15 protein-coding genes are annotated in these 21,635 nt (G+C 70.6%); 6 read left to right on the plus strand and 9 right to left on the minus strand.

The genetic code is table 11. The features are described 5' to 3' along the window. Nucleotides 1–77: 77 nt before the first annotated feature. From ER308_RS06975 to ER308_RS06990, 4 genes are read left to right on the plus strand one after another with little or no spacing between them, the layout of a single operon-like run. Nucleotides 78–1,550: an aldehyde dehydrogenase family protein gene (locus ER308_RS06975; RefSeq protein ID WP_205745948.1), complete on the plus strand. Its 1,473-nt coding sequence runs from the start codon at nucleotides 78–80 to the stop codon at nucleotides 1,548–1,550. After that, nucleotides 1,547–2,653, plus strand: a complete 1,107-nt coding sequence (locus ER308_RS06980) for a quaternary amine ABC transporter ATP-binding protein (RefSeq protein ID WP_131154307.1) — start codon at nucleotides 1,547–1,549, stop codon at nucleotides 2,651–2,653. Before ER308_RS06975 ends, ER308_RS06980 begins: the two co-directional genes overlap by 4 nt. Further along, nucleotides 2,650–4,593 carry an ABC transporter permease gene (locus tag ER308_RS06985; protein ID WP_131154308.1) on the plus strand — a complete coding sequence of 648 codons (1,944 nt, stop codon included), beginning with the start codon at nucleotides 2,650–2,652 and terminating at the stop codon, nucleotides 4,591–4,593. Before ER308_RS06980 ends, ER308_RS06985 begins: the two co-directional genes overlap by 4 nt. Before the next feature lie 60 nt (nucleotides 4,594–4,653). After that, complete coding sequence (locus ER308_RS06990) at nucleotides 4,654–5,739, plus strand: glycine betaine ABC transporter substrate-binding protein (RefSeq protein ID WP_131154309.1); 1,086 nt, start codon at nucleotides 4,654–4,656, stop codon at nucleotides 5,737–5,739. 364 nt (nucleotides 5,740–6,103) lie between these two features. On the opposite strand, the gene ER308_RS06995 is transcribed toward ER308_RS06990, so the two are convergent. Next, a complete protein-coding gene (locus ER308_RS06995) occupies nucleotides 6,104–7,285 on the minus strand; it encodes a DNA polymerase III subunit (protein WP_131154310.1) in 1,182 nt (393 codons plus the stop codon). After that, on the minus strand, nucleotides 7,282–9,471 hold the full coding sequence (gene tmk / locus ER308_RS07000) for a dTMP kinase (RefSeq protein ID WP_165491879.1): 2,190 nt from the start codon (nucleotides 9,469–9,471) through the stop codon (nucleotides 7,282–7,284). The genes ER308_RS06995 and tmk overlap by 4 nt, the downstream gene beginning before the upstream one ends. A 211-nt stretch (nucleotides 9,472–9,682) precedes the next feature. On the opposite strand from tmk, the gene ER308_RS07005 reads away from it, so the two are divergent. Further along, complete coding sequence (locus ER308_RS07005) at nucleotides 9,683–10,606, plus strand: class I SAM-dependent methyltransferase (protein ID WP_131154312.1); 924 nt, start codon at nucleotides 9,683–9,685, stop codon at nucleotides 10,604–10,606. A 248-nt stretch (nucleotides 10,607–10,854) separates the two neighbouring features. On the opposite strand, the gene topA is transcribed toward ER308_RS07005, so the two are convergent. The 6 genes from topA to ER308_RS07035 all read right to left on the minus strand — a co-directional run bounded on the left by topA (nucleotide 10,855) and on the right by ER308_RS07035 (nucleotide 18,348). Continuing rightward, nucleotides 10,855–13,461, minus strand: a complete 2,607-nt coding sequence (gene topA / locus ER308_RS07010) for a type I DNA topoisomerase (protein WP_165491880.1) — start codon at nucleotides 13,459–13,461, stop codon at nucleotides 10,855–10,857. Between the two features lie 85 nt (nucleotides 13,462–13,546). After that, nucleotides 13,547–14,572, minus strand: a complete 1,026-nt coding sequence (locus tag ER308_RS07015; RefSeq protein WP_131154314.1) for a deoxyguanosinetriphosphate triphosphohydrolase — start codon at nucleotides 14,570–14,572, stop codon at nucleotides 13,547–13,549. Beyond that, a complete protein-coding gene (phnE, locus tag ER308_RS07020; protein WP_131154315.1) occupies nucleotides 14,569–15,447 on the minus strand; it encodes a phosphonate ABC transporter, permease protein PhnE in 879 nt (292 codons plus the stop codon). Before phnE ends, ER308_RS07015 begins: the two co-directional genes overlap by 4 nt. After that, a complete protein-coding gene (locus ER308_RS07025) occupies nucleotides 15,444–16,346 on the minus strand; it encodes a PhnE/PtxC family ABC transporter permease (protein WP_131154316.1) in 903 nt (300 codons plus the stop codon). Before ER308_RS07025 ends, phnE begins: the two co-directional genes overlap by 4 nt. Continuing rightward, nucleotides 16,343–17,119 carry a phosphonate ABC transporter ATP-binding protein gene (gene phnC, locus ER308_RS07030; RefSeq protein ID WP_131154317.1) on the minus strand — a complete coding sequence of 259 codons (777 nt, stop codon included), beginning with the start codon at nucleotides 17,117–17,119 and terminating at the stop codon, nucleotides 16,343–16,345. Before phnC ends, ER308_RS07025 begins: the two co-directional genes overlap by 4 nt. 77 nt (nucleotides 17,120–17,196) lie before the next feature. Further along, nucleotides 17,197–18,348: a phosphate/phosphite/phosphonate ABC transporter substrate-binding protein gene (locus tag ER308_RS07035; RefSeq protein WP_131154318.1), complete on the minus strand. Its 1,152-nt coding sequence runs from the start codon at nucleotides 18,346–18,348 to the stop codon at nucleotides 17,197–17,199. A gap of 418 nt (nucleotides 18,349–18,766) precedes the next feature. On the opposite strand from ER308_RS07035, the gene ER308_RS07040 reads away from it, so the two are divergent. Next, the gene (locus tag ER308_RS07040) at nucleotides 18,767–20,875 is read left to right on the plus strand and encodes a sodium-translocating pyrophosphatase (protein WP_131154319.1); all 2,109 of its coding nucleotides are present in this window, start codon (nucleotides 18,767–18,769) and stop codon (nucleotides 20,873–20,875) included. A gap of 71 nt (nucleotides 20,876–20,946) precedes the next feature. Here ER308_RS07040 and ER308_RS07045 read toward each other — a convergent pair whose 3' ends face one another. Beyond that, the gene (locus ER308_RS07045; protein ID WP_165491881.1) at nucleotides 20,947–21,573 is read right to left on the minus strand and encodes a class I SAM-dependent methyltransferase; all 627 of its coding nucleotides are present in this window, start codon (nucleotides 21,571–21,573) and stop codon (nucleotides 20,947–20,949) included. Nucleotides 21,574–21,635: the final 62 nt, after the last annotated feature.

The following is a 21,635-nucleotide window of genomic DNA, read 5'->3' on the forward strand; positions in this document are numbered from 1 at the left end:
GCCGCGCGCTGTCAGGCGCGGCGGCTTCCGGTTATCGTCGTTGCGGACAACCCGCCGTCGACCTTCGTGAGCCCCACGTGTCCCATCTCTACCTGGCCGGCGAGTGGCGCGGCGCCGAGGCCGGCGCCCGCCGCGACGTCATCAACCCCTACGACGCCTCCGTCGTGCGCACCGTCGACGAGGGCGACGACCGCGATGTCCGAGCGGCCATCGCCGCCGCACGCGAGGCCTTCGACCGAGGTGAGTGGCCCCACCTGCCGGGCGCCGACCGCGGGCGGGTGGTCGCCCACATCGCCGACCTCATCGAGCGCGACCGCGAGGAGCTGGCACAGCTCGAGACCTCCGACACCGGCAAGACGCTGGTGGAGTCCCGCATGGACATGGACGACATCGCGAGCGTCTTCCGGTACTACGCCGGGCTCGCCGACAAGGAGGCGGGCGAGGTCGTCGACGCGCCGGTCGCGAGCGTGCGCAGCGTCGTTCACCGCGAGCCGATCGGCGTCGTGGGCCAGATCAGCCCGTGGAACTTCCCGTTGCTGCAGGCCTCCTGGAAGCTCGCACCGGCGCTCGCCGCGGGGTGCGCCCTCGTGGCCAAGCCGAGCGAGCTCACGCCGCTCTCCACGATCAAGGTCTTCGAGCTGATCGACGAGGCGGGCGTCCCCCCGGGGGTCGCGAACCTCGTGCTCGGGCCCGGCGACCCGGTCGGCGCCGAGCTCGCCGCGAGCCACGACGTCGACCTCATCAGCTTCACCGGCGGCATCGGGACCGGGCGCAGGATCATGGAAGCCGCCGCCGGCAACGTGAAGAAGGTCGCGCTGGAGCTCGGCGGCAAGAACCCGAACGTCGTCTTCGCGGACGCCGATCTCGACACCGCGGTCGACTACGCGCTGCTCGCGGTGTTCCTCCACGCCGGGCAGGTCTGCTCGGCGGGGGCACGGTTGCTCGTCGAGCGCCCGGTCGCCGACGAGGTGACCGAGCGGCTGATCGAACGCACCCGCCGGATCCGCCTCGGCCGCGGCACCGAGCCCGACACCGAGATGGGGCCGCTGATCTCGGCCGCCCACCGGGACAAGGTCGAGGCGTTCGTGGAGGAGGCGCGCGCCGAGGGCTGCGAGATCCCCGTCGGGGGCCGCCGTCCGGACCACCCCGAGCTGCAGAAGGGCTTCTTCTACGAGCCGACGATCGTGCTCGGCTGCGCCCCCGATCAGCGGATCATCACCGAGGAGGTCTTCGGCCCCGTCCTGACCGTCGAGACCTTCGACACCGAGCAGGAGGCGCTCGAGCTCGCGAACGGAACCACCTACGGCCTCGCGGGCGCCGCCTGGACCCGCGATGTCGCCCGGGCCGAGCGTATGGCGCGCGGGCTGAGGCTGGGGACCGTCTGGATCAACGACTACCACCCCTACTACCCGCAGGCCCCCTGGGGCGGCTACAAGCAGTCGGGCATCGGCCGGGAGAACGGCCGACTCGGCCTCGAGGAGTACCAGGAGGTCAAGCACGTCAGCACCAACCTCGCACCCGAGGCCACCGGGTGGTTCGGTTCCGCATGAGCATCGATCAGCGTGCTGCCACGACCCCTCCCCCGGACCCCGCGCACGGATTGCTGCCCGAGGGGACGGAGACCGCGATCCGCTGCCGTGGACTGTGGAAGGTCTTCGGGCCACGCCCCGAGCGGATCGTCGGCTCCCCCGACGCCGACCTCTCCCGCGTGGAGCTGCTGGAGCGGACCGGGTGCGTCGTCGCGTGCCAGGAGGTCACCTTCGACGTCGGCGTCGGCGAGATCTTCGTCGTGATGGGCCTGTCGGGCAGCGGGAAATCGACGCTGGTGCGGTGCCTCTCGCGGCTCATCGAGCCGACCGCGGGCAGCGTGGAGATCGCGGGCGGGTCGCTGCTGGACGCCGACGCCGCGCAGCTGCGGGAGCTCCGCCGGCACACGATCAGCATGGTCTTCCAGCACTTCGGGCTGCTGCCGAACCGCAACGTCCGGGACAACATCGCCTACGGCCTCGAGATCCAGGGCGTCGACCGTGCGACCCGACGCGGCAAGGCGGAGGAGGTCATCGAACTGGTGGGGCTGCAGGGCTTCGCCGACCGGTTCCCCGACGAGCTGTCGGGGGGTATGAAGCAGCGCGTCGGCCTCGCCCGAGCCCTCGCGAACGATCCCGACATCCTGCTGCTCGACGAGCCGTTCAGCGCGCTGGACCCGCTGATCCGGGCCGAGATGCAGGAGGAGGCCATCCGCCTTCAGCGCGAACTCGGCGTCACGATGGTGTTCATCACCCACGACCTCCAGGAGGCGTTGCGCCTCGGCGACCGGGTCGCGGTGATGCGCGACGGGGAGGTCGTGCAGATCGGCACCGCCGCACAGCTCCTCGAACGCCCGGCCGACCACTACGTGCGTGACTTCACCAAGGAGGTGCCGCGGGCGCTCGTACTCACCGCGGGCGACATCGCGACACCGACGGACGAGGCGCGGCCGGGTACCACGCCCGCCCTCGAGGTCGAGGCGACGACCCTGCTGCGGGACTGCATCCCCGCCATCGCCGGGGATCGGCCCATCACGGTGACCGACGATGGCCGCATCGTCGGCTCGTTGGAGCCCCAGGCCGTGCTCGCGGCCATCTACGGCGGCAGCCTGCCGGACCCGTCATGAGCGCTACGACCGACGGCACCACCCGTCGGGTCCCCGTCGGGGGGGCCGCCAACGGGCCGCTCTGGGGCGGGCTGGCGGTGCTCGTCCTCCTCGTGCTCGCGGGCCTCGGCGGCTTCGGACGCGAGTTCCCCGAGATCGTGCGGATCGACCTCGTCGGCTGGGTGGATGCGGTCGACGACTGGGCCGTCGCCAACCGCCAGGAGCACTGGCTGTTCGTGTCGGTGCTCGGACCGATCGCGCGTGCGGTCGCCCTGGGACTCGCGGAGATCAACGGCTGGCTCGACTGGCTGGGGTGGCCCGGGGTGATGATCTTCGTGGCCGTGATCGCCCACCTCGCGGCCGGCTGGCGCATCGCGATCGTCACCGTTGCCGCACTGGCAGCGATCGGCATGATCGGCCAGTGGGAAGCGGCGATGTTCACGCTGGCACAGATGACCGTGGCCGTGGCCGCGAGCGTCGCGATCGGCGTCCCGATCGGGGTCCTCGCCGGCCGCGTGGAGGCCGTGCAGCGCGTCGTACGCCCCGTGCTCGACGCGATGCAGACGACGCCGGCCTACGTGTACCTCGTACCGCTCATCGTGCTGTTCGGCATCGGCCAGGCACCCGCGATCATCGCCACGATGATCTACGCGATCCCCCCGGTCGTCCGCCTCACCGCGCTCGGGATCCGCACCGTCCCGAGCGAGTCCCTCGAGGTCGGCACGTCGCTCGGCACCACCGGTCCGCAACTGCTGCGCACCATCCAGCTGCCGCAGGCCATGCCGTCCATCCGCGTCGGCATCAACCAGACGATCATGATGGCGCTCGCGATGGTCGTGATCGTCGCGTTGATCGGCGGTGGCGGGCTCGGCAACGAGGTGTTCAGCGGTCTGCGGACCGTCGACGTGCCGGCCGCGGCGGTACCGGGCGTCGCGATCGTGCTCATCGCGGTCGTCCTGGACCGCATCACGTTCGGGGCGGGTGCGATCCGGGGCCGTCGCCTTCCGAGGTGGGCGTGGCCGGCGGGGCTGCTCGGTGGGCTCGCGCTGGGCCTGCTTCTCGGGCGTCTGCCCGGGGCCGCCACGTTCCCCTTTCCGGAGGCGATCCCGCTCGCCGAGTGGATCGGTGTCGTCAACGACTACGTACAGCAGGAGTGGCGCTCGGCGACACGGGCTTTCAGCGACTTCGTGCTGATCTGGGGCCTCAACCCGTTGCGCGACGACCTTCTGCTCTGGCTGCCGTGGTGGGCGATCACCGGTCTGTCGGCCCTGGCGGCCTGGCGGACCGTCGGTGGAGGCCTCGCCCTCTACGCCGTGGTCGCCTGGACGATCGTCGGCGCGATCGGCCTCTGGGAGCCCGCGGTGGACACCGCGAGCCAGGTCGCGCTCGCCACGGCGCTCACCGTCGCCCTCGGCCTCCCCCTGGGCATCGCGGGCGGACTGTGGGACAAGGCGCAGACGGCTCTACGGCCGGTGCTCGACACGATGCAGACCCTCCCCGCGTTCGTCTACCTCGTTCCCGTGGTGGTGCTGTTCCAGGTCGGACGCGTCCCCGGGATCATCGCGAGCGTCATCTACGCGATGCCGCCGATCGTGAGGCTCACCAGTGCGGGGATCCGCCAGGTCCCCGAGGAGACCCTGGAGGCCGCCCGCGCCACGGGAGCGACCCGTTGGCAGCTCCTGCGCACCGTGCAGCTGCCCCTGGCGAAACGCTCGATCCTCATGGGTGTCAACCAGACGACGATGATGGTGCTCGCCACGGTCATCATCGCCGGCCTCATCGGCGCCGGCGCTCTCGGCATCGAAGCGGTCGACGGCTTGACGCGGCGCGAGGTGGGGGGTGGGATCGCCGCTGGTCTCGCGATCGTGCTGCTCGGGATCCTCGTCGACCGCATCACCCAGGCGCTCGGCGGCGGGGGTCAGGAGGCCGAGCGCCAGCGGGCGACGATGAAGACCGCGTAGCCCGCCACATTCACACGACCTGAACGGCTATCGAACCGGCAAGCGGAAAGGACCCACACGATGCACACCAGACCTTGGATCATGTTCGCCCTCGTCCTGGCGCTCGCGACGCTGCTCGCGGCATGTGCCGCCGACGAGGACGCGATCGAGGACGACGTCGCCGACGACCCGGACGAGGAACCGGACGGCGACGAACCGGAGGAGGACCCGGAGGACGAGGCGGACGAGGCGGACGAGGACCCGGAGGACGAGGCGGACGAGGACATCGACGACCCCGACCTCGAGACACCCGGCGACGGCGAGGTGACGCTCGCGGCCAACCCCTGGCCGGGCTCGTTCGCGAACGCCCACGTGGCCGCGATCATCCTCGAGGACGAGATGGGCTACGACGTCGAGGTCATCGAGATCGACGAGAACGCCCAGTGGACCGGCCTGGCGGATGGCGACATCAGCGCGGTGCTCGAGGTCTGGCCCTCGGGGCACGAGGACAACCTCCAGACCTACGTCGAGGATCAGGGCACCGTCGCCGAGCTCGGCGAGCTCGGCGCCCTCGGACAGATCGGCTGGTTCACGCCCCAGTACGTGATCGACGAGAACCCGGAGATGGAGACCTGGGAGGGTCTCGAGGGCAACGAGGAGATGTTCTCGACCGCCGAGACCGGCGATAGCGGCCGGTTCCTTGCCGCTGATCCCAGCTTCGTGCAGTTCGACGAGCACATCATCGACAACCTCGGCCTCGACTTCGAGATCGTCCAGTCGGGCTCGGAAGCCGCACAGCTCTCGGAGGTCGAGACCGCGATCGACAACGAGGAGCCGGTTCTCTTCTACTTCTACACGCCGCACTGGATGCACGCGCAGGAGGACCTCGCGATGGTCGAGCTCCCCGAGCCGACCGACGAGTGCCTCGAGGCCCCCGAGGAGGAACGCGACTGCGGCTATCCCGAGGACGTGCTCCTCAAGGTGGCCAACGCCGACCTCGCCGACGAGGAGCCGGACGCCCACGCGTTCCTCGAGAGCTTCACGATGGAGAACGAGTGGCAGGACGAGATCACGTTCCGCATCGACGTCGAGGGCGAGTCGGAGCGTGACGCGGCCCAGTGGTGGGTCGACGAGCGCGAGGACGTGTGGCAGGACTGGCTGCCGTAGGCAGTCACCCACGCGTTCGGAACCAGCGAGGGGCCGCCCCGGGGGCGGTCCTTCGCTTGCCCCGTGTGTTGACCGACTGACGAGGTGCGCGCCATGGCCACCACGGCAGCGGTTCCGCCAGCGCTGAGCCGAATCCGACCGTCTGCTGCCCTTCCCGAGTCGCAGCCGAGCGGGTACCGGAGGTCCCGCCACCTCGGGACCAACGGCCCGGCCGGCGCGAATCGCCGAGGGCATTCTGAGGGTCCAGCAACACGCAAGGCCCGCCGCGCCGGGGATGGCGTGGCATTCCCGGCGGGCAGCGGCCCAGCCCCGCCGCGCGGCACCCTCCCAACCCCTCGGTCGCGCGGCGGGGCGATACCCCGCCTCACCGCCCTGCGGTCGGTGGCCCGATTCGGTGGGTGAGCATCAGCGCTGCGACGTCCAGGAAGAGCGCCTCGAGGGCGAGCCTCGGCGTGATCGCGGTCTCCAACCGATCGCGCGTGGCCAGCACCGCTTCGAGGCTCTCGAGCGCCCCGGCGGGCGCGAGGGCATCCGCATCCTCGCGGAGCTCGGCGACCGCGTCGGCGTGCACGGCCTGCGAGGGATCACCCCCCGTCTGTACCAGCAACACGTCGCGGTACCACGCGGCGAGGTCGTCGAGCGCCGCCTCGGCGGCGGAGGTGCGCAGTTCCCGACGGCGCCGGTCACGCCGTTCGGTCAGGGCGCGCTCGAGGGAGCGGGGCGGCGATTCCCCGTGGGCGGTGCGCAGCGCCTCGAGTGCCTCGTCGTACTCGTCGTCAGCGACCTTCTCGGCCTGCCCGAGCTCATCGGTGATCTCCTTGGCCGCGACGAGCGCCTGCCCCGCGCCGTGCTCGCGCAACCGAGCGAGCAACGCGCGGTGGCGACGCACGGGCTCGAGTCCCGTCGTCGCGAGCGATCCCAGTCGGGCCGGCTCACCCAGGCAGACACGGGCCGCGAGCGCCGCGTCGGTCGGATCTGCAAGCCCGACGCGGGCGGCCTCGGCCTCGAGCGTGGCAACCCCCAGGGGCACGAAGCGCAACGTCCGGCAGCGCGAGAGGACCGTGTCCGGCAGCGCCTGAGGGTCCGTGATCTCCAGCAGCCACAGTGTGCGCGGCGGCGGCTCCTCGAGCCCTTTGAGGAACGCGTTCGCCGCCGCATCGGTCATGCGGTCGGCGTCGGGGATACGCAGCACCTTCCAGTCCGCCGAGCTGCGGAAGGCCGCGGGGAGCCAGCGCTCGCGCACGTCGTCGACCCGGTGCGCCGATCCCGTCGGAGGGAACTCCTGCAGCGCGGCATGCACGCCCCGCAATGCCTGATCGCACCCGGGGCAGGCGCCGCACGGAGCTGCGTCCGACGCGCACACCAGTGTGGCCGTCAGGGCGCGCACCGCGGTGTCCTGGCCGACCCCGCGGGGCCCCACGAACGCCCAGGCGTGTCCCGGCTCTCGCTGCTTCGCGGCTTCGCGGAGCACGCCGGCGGCCCGGTCCTGGCCGGGGATCACCCAGGGGTCGTCCTCGCTGGGCAACAGCGTTTCGTTGCAGGTCATGGACGCCTCTCGTCGGTGGCGGCGGGCTCCTCGTCGTGCGGGGGGACGCGATCATCGGCGTTGATGGCACTGCGCTCCTGCTCCACCGCGCTGTTGCCTTCATCGTGCGCGCCTGCCGCGGCAGACGGCGCGCTGTCCGGAACGTGCTCACCGGCCACGTCCGTTGTCTCGTCGAGTTCCGGCAGCGGCAGCCACCGGTGCAGCCCAGTGCGGACCTGACGGGCCACGACCTCGTGTGGCGAGCTGGCGTCGATCACCACGAAGCGCCGGTTGTGCACCTTCGCGAGGCGCAGGTAGCCGCTCGCCACCGTTCGATGGAAGTCGAGGCGCTCCTGCTCCAACCGGTCGGCCGAGCTCCCGGTGCCCTCGAGCTCGACGCGGCGCGCATGGGCCCGGGCCAATCCCTCGGCCGGGTCGAGCCGCAACAGGACGACCGCGTCCGGAACGAGGCCCTCGATCGCCCACCGGTTGATCTCGGCCACGTCGTCCTCACCCAGACCGCGCGCGATGCCCTGGTAGACGAGCGAGCTGTCGATGAACCGGTCGCAGATCACCACCTTCCCCTCGTCGAGCGCCGGACGGATGACCTTCCGCACGTGCTCGGCCCGCGCGCCGGCGTACAGCAGCGCCTCGGTCCGGTCGTCCATCGCCTCGCTCTCGGGGTCGAGCAACACCTCGCGCACCCGTTCGGCGACCGGGGAACCACCGGGCTCCCGGGTCACGAGCACGTCGTGCCCCTCGGCGCGCAACCGCTCCGCGAGCGTGCGCACCTGGGTGGACTTGCCCGAGCCCTCGACACCCTCGAAGGCGACGAACACCCCGTCGGTCCGCACCTCGGAGCGGCCGAGCAGCTCGATCGGGCGGCGGACGGGGCTCGCGGCCCGCCAGAGCGATCGACCGGCCAGCGCCGCGCTCACCAGGGCCACCAACGCCGCGAGGGTCATCGTGATGCGGATCCCCGACCACGTGATCAGCACCTCGCCGAGGATCAGCGTGCCGCGAACCATCACCGCGGCGACGAGCGGCGCGGCGGCAAGGGCCGCGAACATCGCGAGACGCGTCCCCGTGTAGAACGCCGCGAACGTCTTGCCGCGCAGGTCGTCCGGCGTGTGGGTGTGCAGCAGGGTGTAGCCGAGCACGAAGCTGAAGCCCACCATGCTGCCGAGCACCGCGCCCCCGCCCAGGACGATCGTGAAGTTCGACTGGGTGGCGGTCACGAGCGCGGCGATCGGGACCAGCACGAGCCCCATCGCGAACGCGCGCTCGCTGGAGAGCCGCTTGGTGATGGCCGGCGCCAACCCGATGCCGACGACGAGTCCGATGCCGAGCGAGGTCATCAGGATGAACCAGTCGGCCTCCACCCGCTCGAGCGTCTGCGTCACGAACGCCGGGCCGAGCGACACGAAGGCCCCCGCACCGAACGCGACGCCCACCACGCCGGTGATGAGCGCCCGGATCACCGGCAGCTCCCGGATGAAGCGCAGCCCCTCACGGAGCTCGGCGACGAGGCCCGCGCGCTCCTCGGGGGCGGCGCGACGCTCCTGCCGCGGCAGGTGGAGTCGGCTGAGGAGCGTCCCGGCGAGCAGGAACGTCGTCGCGTTCAGCAGCAACGCGATGATCACCGGGTCCGCGTCCTCGAGCCCGATCACCTCGAGGAGCCCGGCGAACCAGATCATCACGGTCGCGACCGACGCCCCGGCCGGCAGTGTCCCGTAGGTCACCAGGAGATTGAGCTGGTTCGCCTCCTTGAGGTGCCGTCGGTCGACGATCGTGGGCAGGGAGGCGTCCTTGGCGGACAGGAAGAGCAGCGACAGGAACTCGACCAGCAGGGTCAGCGTGAACAGCGCGATCAGATCACCGCTGAACGCAATGAGCACGAAGATGGTGCCGCGGCCGAGGTGGGTGAACACCATGAGCCGCTTGCGGTCGTAGCGATCGGCGAAGACCCCGGCGACCGGGCCGACCAACAGACTCGGCAGCAGCCGCGCCATCATGATCCCGCTCAGGGCGAACAGCTGCAGGCGGGCCTCCCCCGCGTCCGCGAAGAGGCCCGCGACGAGGGTTTGCAGCGCCACCAGCCCGATCCAGTCGCCCAGACCCGAGAGCAGGGCCGACGAGAACCACACGCGGTAGTTCCGGTTGCGGAGGAGGTGGCGGTACGCCGACCTGGAGGCGCCGCTGGTCACGATGGGACCCAGTGCCGCGCCACTCGCGTCCGACTCCCGGGTGATGACAGCCCCCTTGCGACCGCGCGGCCTTCGCGCTCCGGGCAAGCGTACCGATGCGGATCGATGACCGACCCACGGGACGCGCCGCGCCGGCCAGCACCCACGAGGTGGGTCGGGAGGTCGAGACCGTCGGCGCGCTCGCGCGCGGCGCGCACGATACCGTGCCCGCATGCGGTCGCCTATCTCGCACCCGGGTCTGCCCGATACGGCGCCACCCGATCTGCGCGGACTTCCCACCGCGCTCGAAGAGGTGACGCCCACCCTCGAGACCGTCGCGGCCGCCCGCCGGGGCCTCGAGGGCACCACCAACGAGGACGGCGGCGATCCGTCGACGCACGGCGACACTCGCCTCCTGGCCCGCCACCTGTCCAACTACCTGGCGGCGGTGGACCTCGCGTCACGGCGGCCCTGTCGCGACGTCGTCGACGTGGGGGGCGGCACGGGAGCGTTCGCGCACTGGGCGGCAGGGCGCCTCGGCGCGGACCTCACGCTCGTCGAGCCCGACGACCCCGTCCGCGTCGTCGCGAGTCGCGCCTTCCCCGATGCCGGCCTGCTCCCCGCGACCGACGCGTTGGCGACCGCGAGCAGCGACCTCGTGACGGCCATGGAGGTCGTGGAGCACATCCCGCCGCACGAGCAGCCGGCCTTCGTCCGTGACCTCGCCCGCCTCGTCCGTCCCGGGGGCCTGCTGGTCTGCTCGACCCCGGACGAGACCGGCTACCTCGGGCGCTGGTCGGGGTACGCGCCCCACATCGGCCCGCTCGACCATGAGGGTCTGCGGCGCCTCCTCATCGGCGCCACGGGCGGGTGGCCACTCCAGGTGTGGCGTCTCGACGGACCGGTGTTCCGGATCGGGCCGCTACGTCGGGTCGGGGAACCGCTCGCCAATCGCGTCTGGGGCGCCGTGCGGGCGATCTCGCCGTCAGCGGTGGAACGCGCGGTCGTGCGGCTCGGCGCCGCCGCGGGCAGGCGGCGGCCGAGCGCGGGCGCGCCGGGCACGCAACGGATCGGCGCCGTTCGCGCCTACGATCAGCCGGAAGGGCCCGGTACGGGGTTACTCGCCGTCGCGCGCCGACCCGCGAGCGCGACCTAACCAGCGCTCGGCGGGCGTTCCCCGCACGCTTCGCACTGCACCGGATCGACCTCCTCATCCCCGCGCAACATCTCGCGCCAGAACGACCACCTCACCCGCGTGCAACCTGCACCGGATCGACCTCCTCATCCCCGCGCAACATCTCGCGCCAGAACGACCACCTCACCCGCGTGCAACGGGGCGAGCCGGTGGACATCGGGGACGAGGCCGGACGGCGCGACCATCGGGGACGAGGCCCGACGGTGCGGTCAGGACGCCGCCGTCTCACGACGGCCGGGCACGTACTCCTCGGTGGTCACCCGCTCGGGTTCGGGATCGACGGGCACCTTCTCGTCGCACTTCGCGCACTGGGCCGTCGGGTTCTTCGCGTTGCGCCGCGGCGGCTTCATGGGCCCACCGCAGTGCGGGCACGGCTGGGCGAGCGGAACGGTCCACAGCGCGAAGTCGCAGTCCGGGTAGCGGTTGCAACCGTAGAAAGGCTTGCCGTATCGGCTCATGCGCTGGACCAGCTGTCCCTGCTCGCACTTCGGGCACGAGAAGCCGATGCGCTGCTCGACGTTCACGATGCCGCGGCACTTCGGATAGTCCTGACACCCGTAGAACGGCCCGAACCGGCCCTCGCGGCGAATCGTGCCCTTGCCGCACTCGGGGCACGGAACGGACTCGTCGGGCTGGAGCTCCTCGACGCTGGTCACGTTGCCGTACTGGTCGAGTGGCAGGGTGCCGTCGCACTCGGGCCACCGGCTGCACGAGGCGAACCACTGTCGCGACTTCCCGCTGAAGACCTTCTCCATCCCGGCGCCGCACGTCGGGCACTCCACACCGTCGATCGGGATGCGGGGCCGCTCGGGCTTGCGCTCGGCGATCCAGTCGTCGACCTCGCCGAGGAACTCACTGACCATCGGGCCCATGTGACGGCGCCCTTGGGCGACCTCGTCGAGCTCGGCCTCCATCCGCGCGGTGAACGAGACGTCGACGACCTCGCTGAAGTGCTGCTTCAGATAGGCCGTGACCACCTCACCGAGTGGTGTCGGGAAGAAGCGGCGCGACTCGAGGCGCACGTACTCGCGCTGCACGAGGACCTGGATGATCTGCGCGTACGTCGACGGCCGACCGATGCCCTCCTCCTCGAGCACCTCGATGAGGCGCCGCTCGGTGTAGCGAGGCGGTGGCTGCGTCTCGTGCTGTTCGCTGCGCACCTCGGCCAGCTCGAGCCCCTGGTCGTCGGCGAGCTCCGGCAGCTGCCCGCCACCGGTGGGGTCGTCCTCGTCGCGGTAGACCTTCAGGAACCCGTCGAACTTCAGCACCTGCCCGGTCGCCCGGTAGGCGGGGCCGCGGTCGGGCTGTTCGGCGTCGACGACGTCGGCGCGCAGGTTGTCGAACACCGCCGGCGCCATCTGCGTCGCGACCGTGCGCTTCCAGATCAGGTCGTAGAGAGCGAGCTGGTCGCGGTCCAGGCGTCCGGCCACCTCACGCGGGCGACGGTCGATGCCGGTCGGACGGATGGCCTCGTGGGCCTCCTGGGCGCCCTTCGCGTTGCGGGTGAAGCGGCGCGGCTGGTCGAGCGCGTACCGCTCACCGTACTCGCGCCGGACGAGCTCCCCGATCTCGCCGAGGGCGCTGGCCGCGAGGTTGACCGAGTCGGTCCGCATGTAGGTGATGAGGCCGACGGTCTCGTCACCGAGGTTGATGCCCTCGTAGAGCTGCTGGGCCACGCGCATCGTCTTCTGCGCCGTGAAACCGAGCTTGCTGGAGGCCTCGCCCTGCAGGGTCGACGTGATGAAGGGGGGCTGCGGGTTGCGCCGGGTCTCCCGACGGGTCGTCCCGGTCACCGTCCACGACGGGATCGCCCGCGTGCGGGCCTCCACCTCGCGGGCGCTCGCCTGGTCGCCGAGCACGACCACGCGGTCCGACGTGCCCTTGTCCTCCCGCTCGTCGCGGGTCTTGGGATCGACGACCCGGCGGCCGTCGAGCGTGTGCAGCTTCGCCGTCACCCGGTTGCCGCCATCCGCGTCGAAGTCGGCCTCGAGCGTCCAGTACTCCTCGGGCACGAACGCGCGGATCTCGTCCTCGCGGTCACAGATCAGCCGCAACGCGACAGACTGGACACGACCGGCCGAGATGCCGCTCGCAACGTTGCGCCACAGTGTCGGCGACAACCGGTACCCGACGATGCGGTCGACCGCGCGGCGGGCCTGCTGCGCATCGACGAGCGCCTCGTCGATCTCGCGCGGCTGTTCGAACGCGGCGAGAATCGCGTCGCGAGTGATCTCGCTGAAGACCACGCGGTTCGCCGCGTCGGTCGACACCTCCGCGAGCTCGGCGACGTGCCACGCGATCGCCTCGCCCTCGCGGTCGAGGTCGGTGGCGAGGAAGACGTTGTCGGCCTTGTCGATCTCGCGCTTGAGGGTACCGACCACCTTCTCGGCGGACTTGGGCACCTCGTAGCGCAACGACGCATCTCCGCCGTTCACGTCGACCGCGAAGTCGCTGCGTGGCAGGTCGCGGACGTGACCGTACGAGGCGACGACCTTGTAGTCGTCGCCCAGGTACTTCTCGATCGTCTTCGCCTTCGACGGCGACTCGACGATGACCACGTTCTTCGCCACGGCGTACCTTCCGCAGTCGCGGATCGTGCGGCTTCTCGTACCGATGCGGACCGATACCGGGACGGCGGCCGGATCGTGCGGGCGCCGGCTCGGCTGCCGACCACCCCTCGCAGGGTGCCACCGTGATCCGGTTTCACACTGACCGAACACGGCCCCCAGCTCGACGGGACAGCGCGAGCATGCCCGCACCGGCCGGCACGCCGGCCACCCCGCGATGGCGTCCTGCTCGACCGGGGAGCCTGCCACGAGCGCTGCCGTTCGGCAGCACCCCACTACTACCCCTGGACGCCGTCGCCCGCCAACCGGGGTTGTGGAACCGCGATCGTCCACCCTACCCGAGGGTACGGCGGGGCTCGTCGAAGAGGACGGGCCGGAACAACTCGTCGTGTCGGGCGAGCGCGTAGCGGTCGGTCATGCCCGCCACGTAGTCGACGACCCGGGTGGTGAGGTCGGCATCGGCGTCACGGTAGCTCTCGGGCACCTCCTGCGGGTACTCCAGGTGGTACTCGACGAGCTGGCGGATGACCTGCACGGCGGCGCTCTTGTGGGCCTCGTTCTCCGGCGACAGGTACACCTCGCGGAACATGAAGTCGCGCAGCTCCCCCATGACCTCGAGCAGCCGGGGGTCCATCGTGACCTCGCCCGCCGCAACCGAGGGATCGACGACCGCGTCGATCATCCGTTCGATCCACTCCCGGCCCGGCTGGCCCAGATAGCGGCGCACATCGTCGGGGAACCTCTCCGGTGCCACGAGCCCTGCGCGCATCGCGTCGAGCGCGTCGTGCGACAGGTAGGCGATGCGGTCGGCGAACCGCACGACGGTGCCCTCCGGGGTCGCGGGCGGGGGATCGATCTTCCACGTGTGCCCGCGGATGCCGTCCCGCACCTCCCAGGTGAGGTTGCACGGTTCGAGACGCTCGAAGATACGCACGCCCTGCGCCGCGTGGTGCCATCCGCCGTCGACCAGCTGATCCAGGGCGTCCTCGCCGGTGTGCCCGAAGGGTGTATGCCCGCAGTCGTGCCCGAGCGCGATCGCCTCGGTCAGCGGCTCGTTGAGTGACAGCGCCGCCGCGAGCGCGCGCGCCACCTGGCTGACCTGCAGCGCGTGGGTCATCCGGGTGACGTAGTGGTCGCCCTCGGGGTTGATGAACACCTGGGTCTTGTGCTTGAGCCGCCGGAACGCTTTGGAGTGCAGGATCCGGTCGCGGTCGCGCTCGAACGAGGTGCGCAGGCGGCACGGCGGCTCCGGCTCGACGCGACCGCGGGATTCGGTCGACCGGGTCGCGATGGGGCTGAGCTGCTGTTCGGCGGCCTCGCGGGCTCCACGGTCACGGAGCTGGATCGCGGGTGGCGTCACGGTGAGCTCGTCCCGTCCGGGATCTGCTGACGCTTGGCGTCCACCGACACCGGCACCCCGGCGATGAGGCGCCGGCGCAGCGCTGACGAGACGGTATCGATCAGGATCGTCACCACGACCACGACCACCAACCCGAGGCCGATGCGCTCGTAGTCGTTGAAGCGCATGGCTTCCTGCACGAAGGTCCCGATCCCCCCCATGCCGATGACGCCGAGGACCGCCGAGACCCTGACGTTGATCTCGAAACGATAGAGCCAGAATGCCGCGATCTCCGGCATGGCCTGCGGCAACACGCCCCAGCGCACCTTGGAGAGCCAGCCACCCCCGCTGGCCTCCACGGCCTCGAGCGGGCCGCGGTCGATGTCCTCGACGATCTCGGCGGAGAGCTTGCCGAGGGTGCCGATCGAACTGATGCCCATCGCCAGTGCGGCGGTCACCGGGTCGAGGCCGAAGAAGGGCACGAAGGCGATCGCCAGCGCGATCTCGGGGATCGCGCGGAAAACGTTCAGTACCTGGCGGACCGGCTGCACGATCCACCGCGGCACGAGGTTGTACGCGGCGAGGAAGATCAGGGGGAACGACAGGACGACGCCGATGATCGTCGCGATCCACGCGATCGCGACCGATATCCACATGTCTTCGAGCGCGATGAGCAGCGGGGCGAGCGAGGCGTTCTCGATCACGAGGACGAGGAACGTCCACGCCCGCTCGGGGGCCTGCAGCAGCCGTCCCCACGCCGCGTCGACGGTGAGGGTCGACCAGAGGAAGACCCCGAGCACGACGACCGTGACGGTCCAGCGGAAACGCGCGAAGGGCTTCTCCGGCCGCACCGACTCGCGAACGTGGCGCTCCGCGGGCGTCTCGGTCCGGCTCATATGAGCCGCCTCCGCACCCCGATCGAGATGCGTTCGATCGCGATCACGACCACGAGGAACACGAACACGACGACCGAGACGCCCTCGAACTCGAGACGCGACCAGTAGTAGTTGAAGGCCTCCCCGATCCCACCGGCGCCGACGAACCCGAGGATCACGGCGCCACGCAGGTTCAACTCGAAGGCGTAGAGGGAGAACGCCGCGTAGGCGGGCAGGACCTGCGGCACCACCGCGACCCGCATCGCGTTGGGGTGGCTCGCACCGACGGCGTGGGCGGCCTCCACCGGCCCCATGTCGATCCCGTCGACGGTGTCGCTGGTGAGCTTCACCACCACGCCGATGGTGAACATCGTGAGGGCGAGGATGCCGGGCAGTGCGCCGACCGAGACGAGGACCACGAAGACCGAGGCCCAGATGATGTCGGGGATCGCGCGGTTCGCGTTGTTGAGGAGTTTGATGACCACGCGCGCCACGGGGTTCGGCGCCCCGACCTTCGAGTTCGCGATGCACAGCGGCAGAGAGATCGCGCTGCCGAGGATGGTGGCGATGACGGCGATGTGGATGGTCTCGAGCAGACCCCGGCCGATGCGCGAGTCGAACGAGATGAGCAGCGGGCTCTCGGGGTCGATGAACGCCGCGCTCAGGCGCGCGGCGTACTCGGCGCGCCACTCCGCGTCCGTGATGTTGAACAACCCTTCGACCATCTGCGGGTTCGAGTCACGGAACTCGCCGGGGATTTCGAGCGGGTTGAACCCGATCCCGAAGGTCCAATCCCACGCGGTCACGAGCGTGAAGGCCACGAGGCCGATCATCCCGCCGATCGCGAACGGTGTGGGCGGGGGCTTGCGCGGCCGCGCCCCGCGCGCCGGTGCCTGCTGCGACGAGGCCGGGGTGGTCACAGGGCAGCCCCGCCCTCGAGCACGTCGTCAGCGGTGAGGCTGCGCCCGTAGATCTGCTCGAAGACCTCCTCCGTCGCCTCCGATCCCGGGCCGTCGAAGACGAGTTGCCCCTCCCGCAGGCCGATCAGCCGGTCGGCGTACTTGCGCGCGAGGTCGAGGAAGTGGAGGTTGACGAGCGTGGTGATGCCGAGCCGCCGGTTGATCTCCTGGAGGTACTTCATCACCACGTGCGAGGTGGGCGGGTCGAGCGAGGCGACCGGTTCGTCGGCGAGCAGCACCGTCGGCTCCTGCGCGAGTGCGCGGGCGATCCCGACGCGCTGCTGCTGGCCCCCGGAGAGGTTGCTCGCCCGCACGTACGCCTTCTCGACGATCTCGACCAGTTCCAGGGACTGCATCGCGATCTCGACGTCCTCGCGGCCGTAGAGTCCCAGGGTGGAGCGCCAGAGCGGCACGTGGTGCAGTCGCCCCATCAGGACGTTGTTCAGCACGCTAGTGCGCTCCACCAGGTTGAACGCCTGGAAGATCATCCCCACCTCGGCCCGCAGCTGCCGGGTGCCCGCGCGCCCCAGTTGGTCGACGCGGCGGTCACCGACCGTGACCGAGCCGCCTGTGACCGGGACGAGGCCGTTCACGGTGCGGATCATCGTCGACTTCCCGGCGCCGGACAGGCCGACGATGACGACGAACTCACCCTCGGGGATCTCCAGGCTGAGCCCGTCGAGCGCCCGCACGCCCCCGGGGTAGACGACCGTGGCGTCGTCGAAGGTGATCATCTCGCTCCCACCTGCCAAGCGGCGACGAGCAGGGGCGGACGGCATCGTACCGTCCGCCCCGGTGCCTTCGTACGCGGCTACTCGTCGATGATGTCGTCGAGCTCCTCGCGAGCCGCCCGGATGACGTCGAACGCCTCCTCGTCCACCTCGGTCAGCCCGTCGATGTTGTAGAGATTGTCGAGGGTCTCCTGACCGTCCGGATCGTCGGCGAAGTCCAGGAGGGCCTGGGTGATGGCGTCCTGGAGATCCTCCGGCAGCTGGCTGTTCACCGCGAACCCGTCGTTCGGGATCGGATCGGACCACGCGAAGACCACGGTCTCCTCCCCGACGTCGTCGAAGACGTCGACCTCGTCCTCCCGCGCGTCGTTGTAGGACACGCCGAGGTCGGCGTCGCCCTCGTAGACGGCGGTGACGGCGTTGTCGTGACCGCCGGCGAACAGCGGCTCGACGTCCTCCATCGGGTCGAGGCCGGCCTCGAGCAGCTGCAGCGCCGGATACACGAAGCCCGAGGTGGAGCCCTCCTCCACGTAGGCCATCGTCGCGCCGTCGGCGTTCGCGAGCGCGTCCTCTCCGATCGGCCCGGCCTCGGAGTCCTCGGCCTCGTCGACCCCGTTGCAGAACAGCATCGAGTACTCCTCACCGTCCTCCTCGTACGGGACGTCGACGGGCTCGTCCTCGCAGTAGGTGTCGGGGTCGTTGGTGAACCACTGCGAGACGTAGACGTACTCGCCGAACCGCTCGGACTGCAGGATCAGGTTCGCGCCGGCGTCGTCCTCGGCCTGGGTCATCTGCACCGGTCCGAGCCCGCCGGAGACGTCGGCCTCGCCCGAACCCAGCGCGACGATCACGCCCGCGTAGTCGGTCGGAACCTGGGACTCGACCTCGATGCCCAGGGACTCCTCGAGGGCTTCGGCCAGCGGTTCGGCGTCGTCGATCAGCGCCTGCGCGTCCTGCGAGGGCGTGAGGGTCAGCGTGATCTCGTCCGGCCAGTCCTCCCCCGGCTCGGCGGCGGCGTCCTCCTCGTCCTCGTCGGGAGCATCGTCCTCGGGATCGTCGTCGTCCGGGTCGTCCTCATCGTCTTCGTCGTCCTCATCGTCCTCGTCGTCGACGGGCTCTTCCTCGTCGTCGTCGGGCTCGTCGGCGATGTCCTCGTCCTCCTCGGCACACGCGGCGACAACCAGGCCGAGGGCGAGCAACAGGAGCAACAGTCGCCTCATCATGATCTCCATGTCCTAGCGGAAGGTCCTCGCGAAATGTACTAGCGGAGTAGTCCGCGGGGAACAGCGGCACCGTGATCGCGTGACGGGCGCACGATAACCGGGCGAGGGTGGGGGAGGTGGCCCCGCGACGGTACCGCACGAACGGTGTCGACGCGCGCTTTCCGAGACCGAACGGAGCAGTCGGGTTCACCCCGCCGGCACCGGGCGGTCGGCGTCGGTTGGCCGCGACCGGCCGCCCTGGGTATCCTGCATCGCGGTCCAGCCCGCAGGTGCGGACACTGCGCGCCTCGCGCGGGTATCGCAACCCCGACGGAGACCCTCGCTGCGCCTGCACGCGACACACACCGGTTTCGCGCAGGGCGCGCGGCGGCCCGACGGACGTGACCTCCGTACCGACCCCTAGCCCCGACCCTCAGTTGGAGCCGACATGGACGGTGTTCAGGATCTGATCCCCACCTTCGCTGTGATCGCAGCGCTGGCTGGCCTCGTGCTGGCCTACGTGTTCTTCGGCATCGTGCGCAGCGCCGACCCCGGCAGCGACCGGATGGTCGAGCTGATGGGCGACATCCAGAAGGGCGCGCGCGCGTTTCTGCGCCGCGAGTACACCTGGATCGCGGTGTTCGTCGTCGTCCTCGCGATCATCATCTTCATCGCGCTGCCCTGGGGCCGCCCCTGGGGTTCGATCGCCTACATCCTGGGCGCGGTGACCTCGGGCCTGGCCGGGTTCATCGGCATGACCGTGGCCACGATGGCGAACGCGCGCACCGCGGAGGCCGCGAAGACCGGGCCCCAGCTCGCGCTGCCGCTGGCCTTCCGCGGCGGCGCGGTGATGGGCTTCTCGGTCGCCGGGCTGAGCCTGCTGGGGGTGGCGATCTCCTACATCGTCTTCCACCAGTGGCTCGCCGTGGAGGACTCGCTCCAGGTCGTCACGGCGTTCACCCTCGGGGCGAGCTCGATCGCCCTCTTCGCCCGTATCGGTGGAGGTATCTACACCAAGGCCGCCGACATGGGCGCGGACCTCTCCGGCAAGGTCGAGGCCGGGATCCCCGAGGACGACCCCCGCAACCCCGCGACGATCGCGGACAACGTCGGCGACAACGTCGGGGACGTCGCCGGGATGGGCGCAGACCTGTTCGAGTCCTACGCCGGGTCGATCATCGCCCCGATCGCGCTCGCGGGCTTCGCCTTCGCGGGCCTCGCGATCCAGGGTCCGGCGCTGGTCTTCCCGCTGGCGATCGCCGCCTTCGGGATGCTTGCCGCGATCCTGGGGGCGTTCACCGTCAAGGCCAAGCCCGACATCGAAAGCAAGGAGCTCTCCAAGGCGCTGACCCGCGGCACCAAGGTCGCGGCCGTGATCACGGTCGTGCTCGCCTTCGTGCTGGCGTGGTGGCTGTTCAGCGGCGTTGAGGACGTGGAGAACTGGCTCGGCTTCCCGATCGCGGTCGTCGCGGGCCTGCTGGTCGGGCTCGGCATCGGCCACCTCGCCGAGTACTTCACGAGCGACCACTACAAGCCGACCCAGGACATCGCCAAGACCTCCCAGACGGGCACCGCGACCAACATCGTCGCGGGCGTGGCCACCGGCAAGCTCTCGGTGGCCGGTTCGGTGCTCATGATCGTGGCCGCCATCGGTGTCGCGTTCTTCGCCGGCCAGTGGGCCGCTCCGGACGTGCCCGAGGCCGGGACCTACGGCATCGCCCTCACGGCGATCGGCATGCTCGCCACGCTCGGCGTGGTGGTGTCGACCGACGCCTACGGTCCGATCGCCGACAACGCGGGTGGCATCGCCGAGATGGCCCACCTCGACCCGGAGGTCCGCGAGGTCACCGACAGCCTCGACTCGCTCGGCAACACGATGGCCGCGGTGGCGAAGGGCTTCGCGATCGGCTCCGCGGCCGTCACCGCCCTGGCGCTGTTCCGGTCGTTCGAGCAAGCCGTCATCGCGGCGGGCGGCGAGATCATGATGGACATCAGCCAGGTCGACGCGTTCGTCGGGCTGTTCATCGGCGCGATGGTGCCGTTCCTGTTCGCCGCCCTGACGATGCAGGCCGTCGGCCGGGCCGCCGACAAGATGATCATCGAGGTGCGCCGCCAGTTCAACGAGATCCCGGGGCTGCGCGAGGGGCAGGTGCAGGCCAAGCCCGACTACGCCCGCTGCGTCGACATCTCGACCCAGGGCGCGCTGAAGGAGATGGTGCTGCCGGGCTCGCTCGCGGTCTTCGTCCCCATCATCATCGGGCTCATCAGCGTGAACGCCCTCGGTGGTTTCCTCGCCGGCGCCCTGGTCACCGGCTTCGCGATCGCCATCTACATGGCGAACGCGGGTGGCGCGTGGGACAACGCGAAGAAGTACATCGAGGCCGGCAACTTCGGCGGCAAGGGCACCGATACCCACGCCGCGGCGGTCGTGGGCGACACGGTCGGCGACCCGTTCAAGGACACGAGCGGGCCAGCCATGAACATCCTCATCAAGGTCATGACGATCGTGTCCTTGATCTTCGCGACCGCGTTCGTGGACTTCGGCATCTTCTCGTAACCGAGCCCGCCCCAGTCACGAGGCCCCGCCGGCTACCGGCGGGGCCGTCGCATATCACGGGGTCAACGGGATCACGTGCCCGGGGCCCCGAACAGCCCCCAACCGTGGAGCCAGGCGACCTCGCGCCGCTCGAGCGGGTCGGGGCGACGCTCGACCTCGACGTCCCGGTACCCCTGGTCGATCAGCAGCGCCTTCAGTTCGGCCTCCCGCAGCGTCGTGGCGTAAACCTCCCCCACGGGGGGGTCATCGACGCGCTCGAGATCCCCGTCACCCTCGCGAAAGGTCACGAAGATCGGTCCCCGCGCGTGGACCCGGCGCAACTCGCCGAAGGCCCGACGCAACTCTCCGCGGGGCAGGTGCTGCAGTGCCGCGTGCGCCCAGATGCCACCGAAGGTGTCGTCAGCGAACGGCAGCGCCCGCAGGTCCCACACGGCCAGGGGTCGCTTGGGGAACAAGTGGAGGCCGAGGCGCATCGCTTCCATCGACCGATCGCCAGCGACGACGCTGAGGCCGACGTCGCGGAGCCCACGGACGTCGAGCGCGGGCCCACTCGCGACGTCGAGAACGATCGCGCCCCGGCCGGCCGACCGGGCGAACCGCCGCACCGCGTCGAGCGGTCGGCGATCCCACCAATGGTCGTGGTAGGCACGAGCCGCGGCGTCGTAGGCATCGATGCTGTGGCGTGTGCGCGCGTCCACCCGTTGCCCCCGCTCCAAAGCCGGCCGCGGTCATCGGTTCACCCGTGCGGGTGAGCGGCTCG

Source organism: Egibacter rhizosphaerae, assembly GCF_004322855.1.
GTDB lineage: Bacteria > Actinomycetota > Nitriliruptoria > Euzebyales > Egibacteraceae > Egibacter > Egibacter rhizosphaerae.

Bases quoted from the DNA above. Each gene is read 5' to 3' on its own strand.
- ER308_RS06980 (WP_131154307.1), top strand. From the start codon at position 1,547: ATGAGCATCGATCAGCGTGCTGCCACGACCCCTCCCCCGGACCCCGCG.
- ER308_RS06985 (WP_131154308.1), top strand. From the start codon at position 2,650: ATGAGCGCTACGACCGACGGCACCACCCGTCGGGTCCCCGTCGGGGGG.
- ER308_RS06990 (WP_131154309.1), top strand. From the start codon at position 4,654: ATGCACACCAGACCTTGGATCATGTTCGCCCTCGTCCTGGCGCTCGCG.
- ER308_RS06995 (WP_131154310.1), bottom strand. From the start codon at position 7,285: ATGACCTGCAACGAAACGCTGTTGCCCAGCGAGGACGACCCCTGGGTG.
- ER308_RS07005 (WP_131154312.1), top strand. From the start codon at position 9,683: ATGCGGTCGCCTATCTCGCACCCGGGTCTGCCCGATACGGCGCCACCC.
- phnE (WP_131154315.1), bottom strand. From the start codon at position 15,447: ATGAGCCGGACCGAGACGCCCGCGGAGCGCCACGTTCGCGAGTCGGTG.
- phnC (WP_131154317.1), bottom strand. From the start codon at position 17,119: ATGATCACCTTCGACGACGCCACGGTCGTCTACCCCGGGGGCGTGCGG.
- ER308_RS07035 (WP_131154318.1), bottom strand. From the start codon at position 18,348: ATGGAGATCATGATGAGGCGACTGTTGCTCCTGTTGCTCGCCCTCGGC.
- ER308_RS07040 (WP_131154319.1), top strand. From the start codon at position 18,767: ATGGACGGTGTTCAGGATCTGATCCCCACCTTCGCTGTGATCGCAGCG.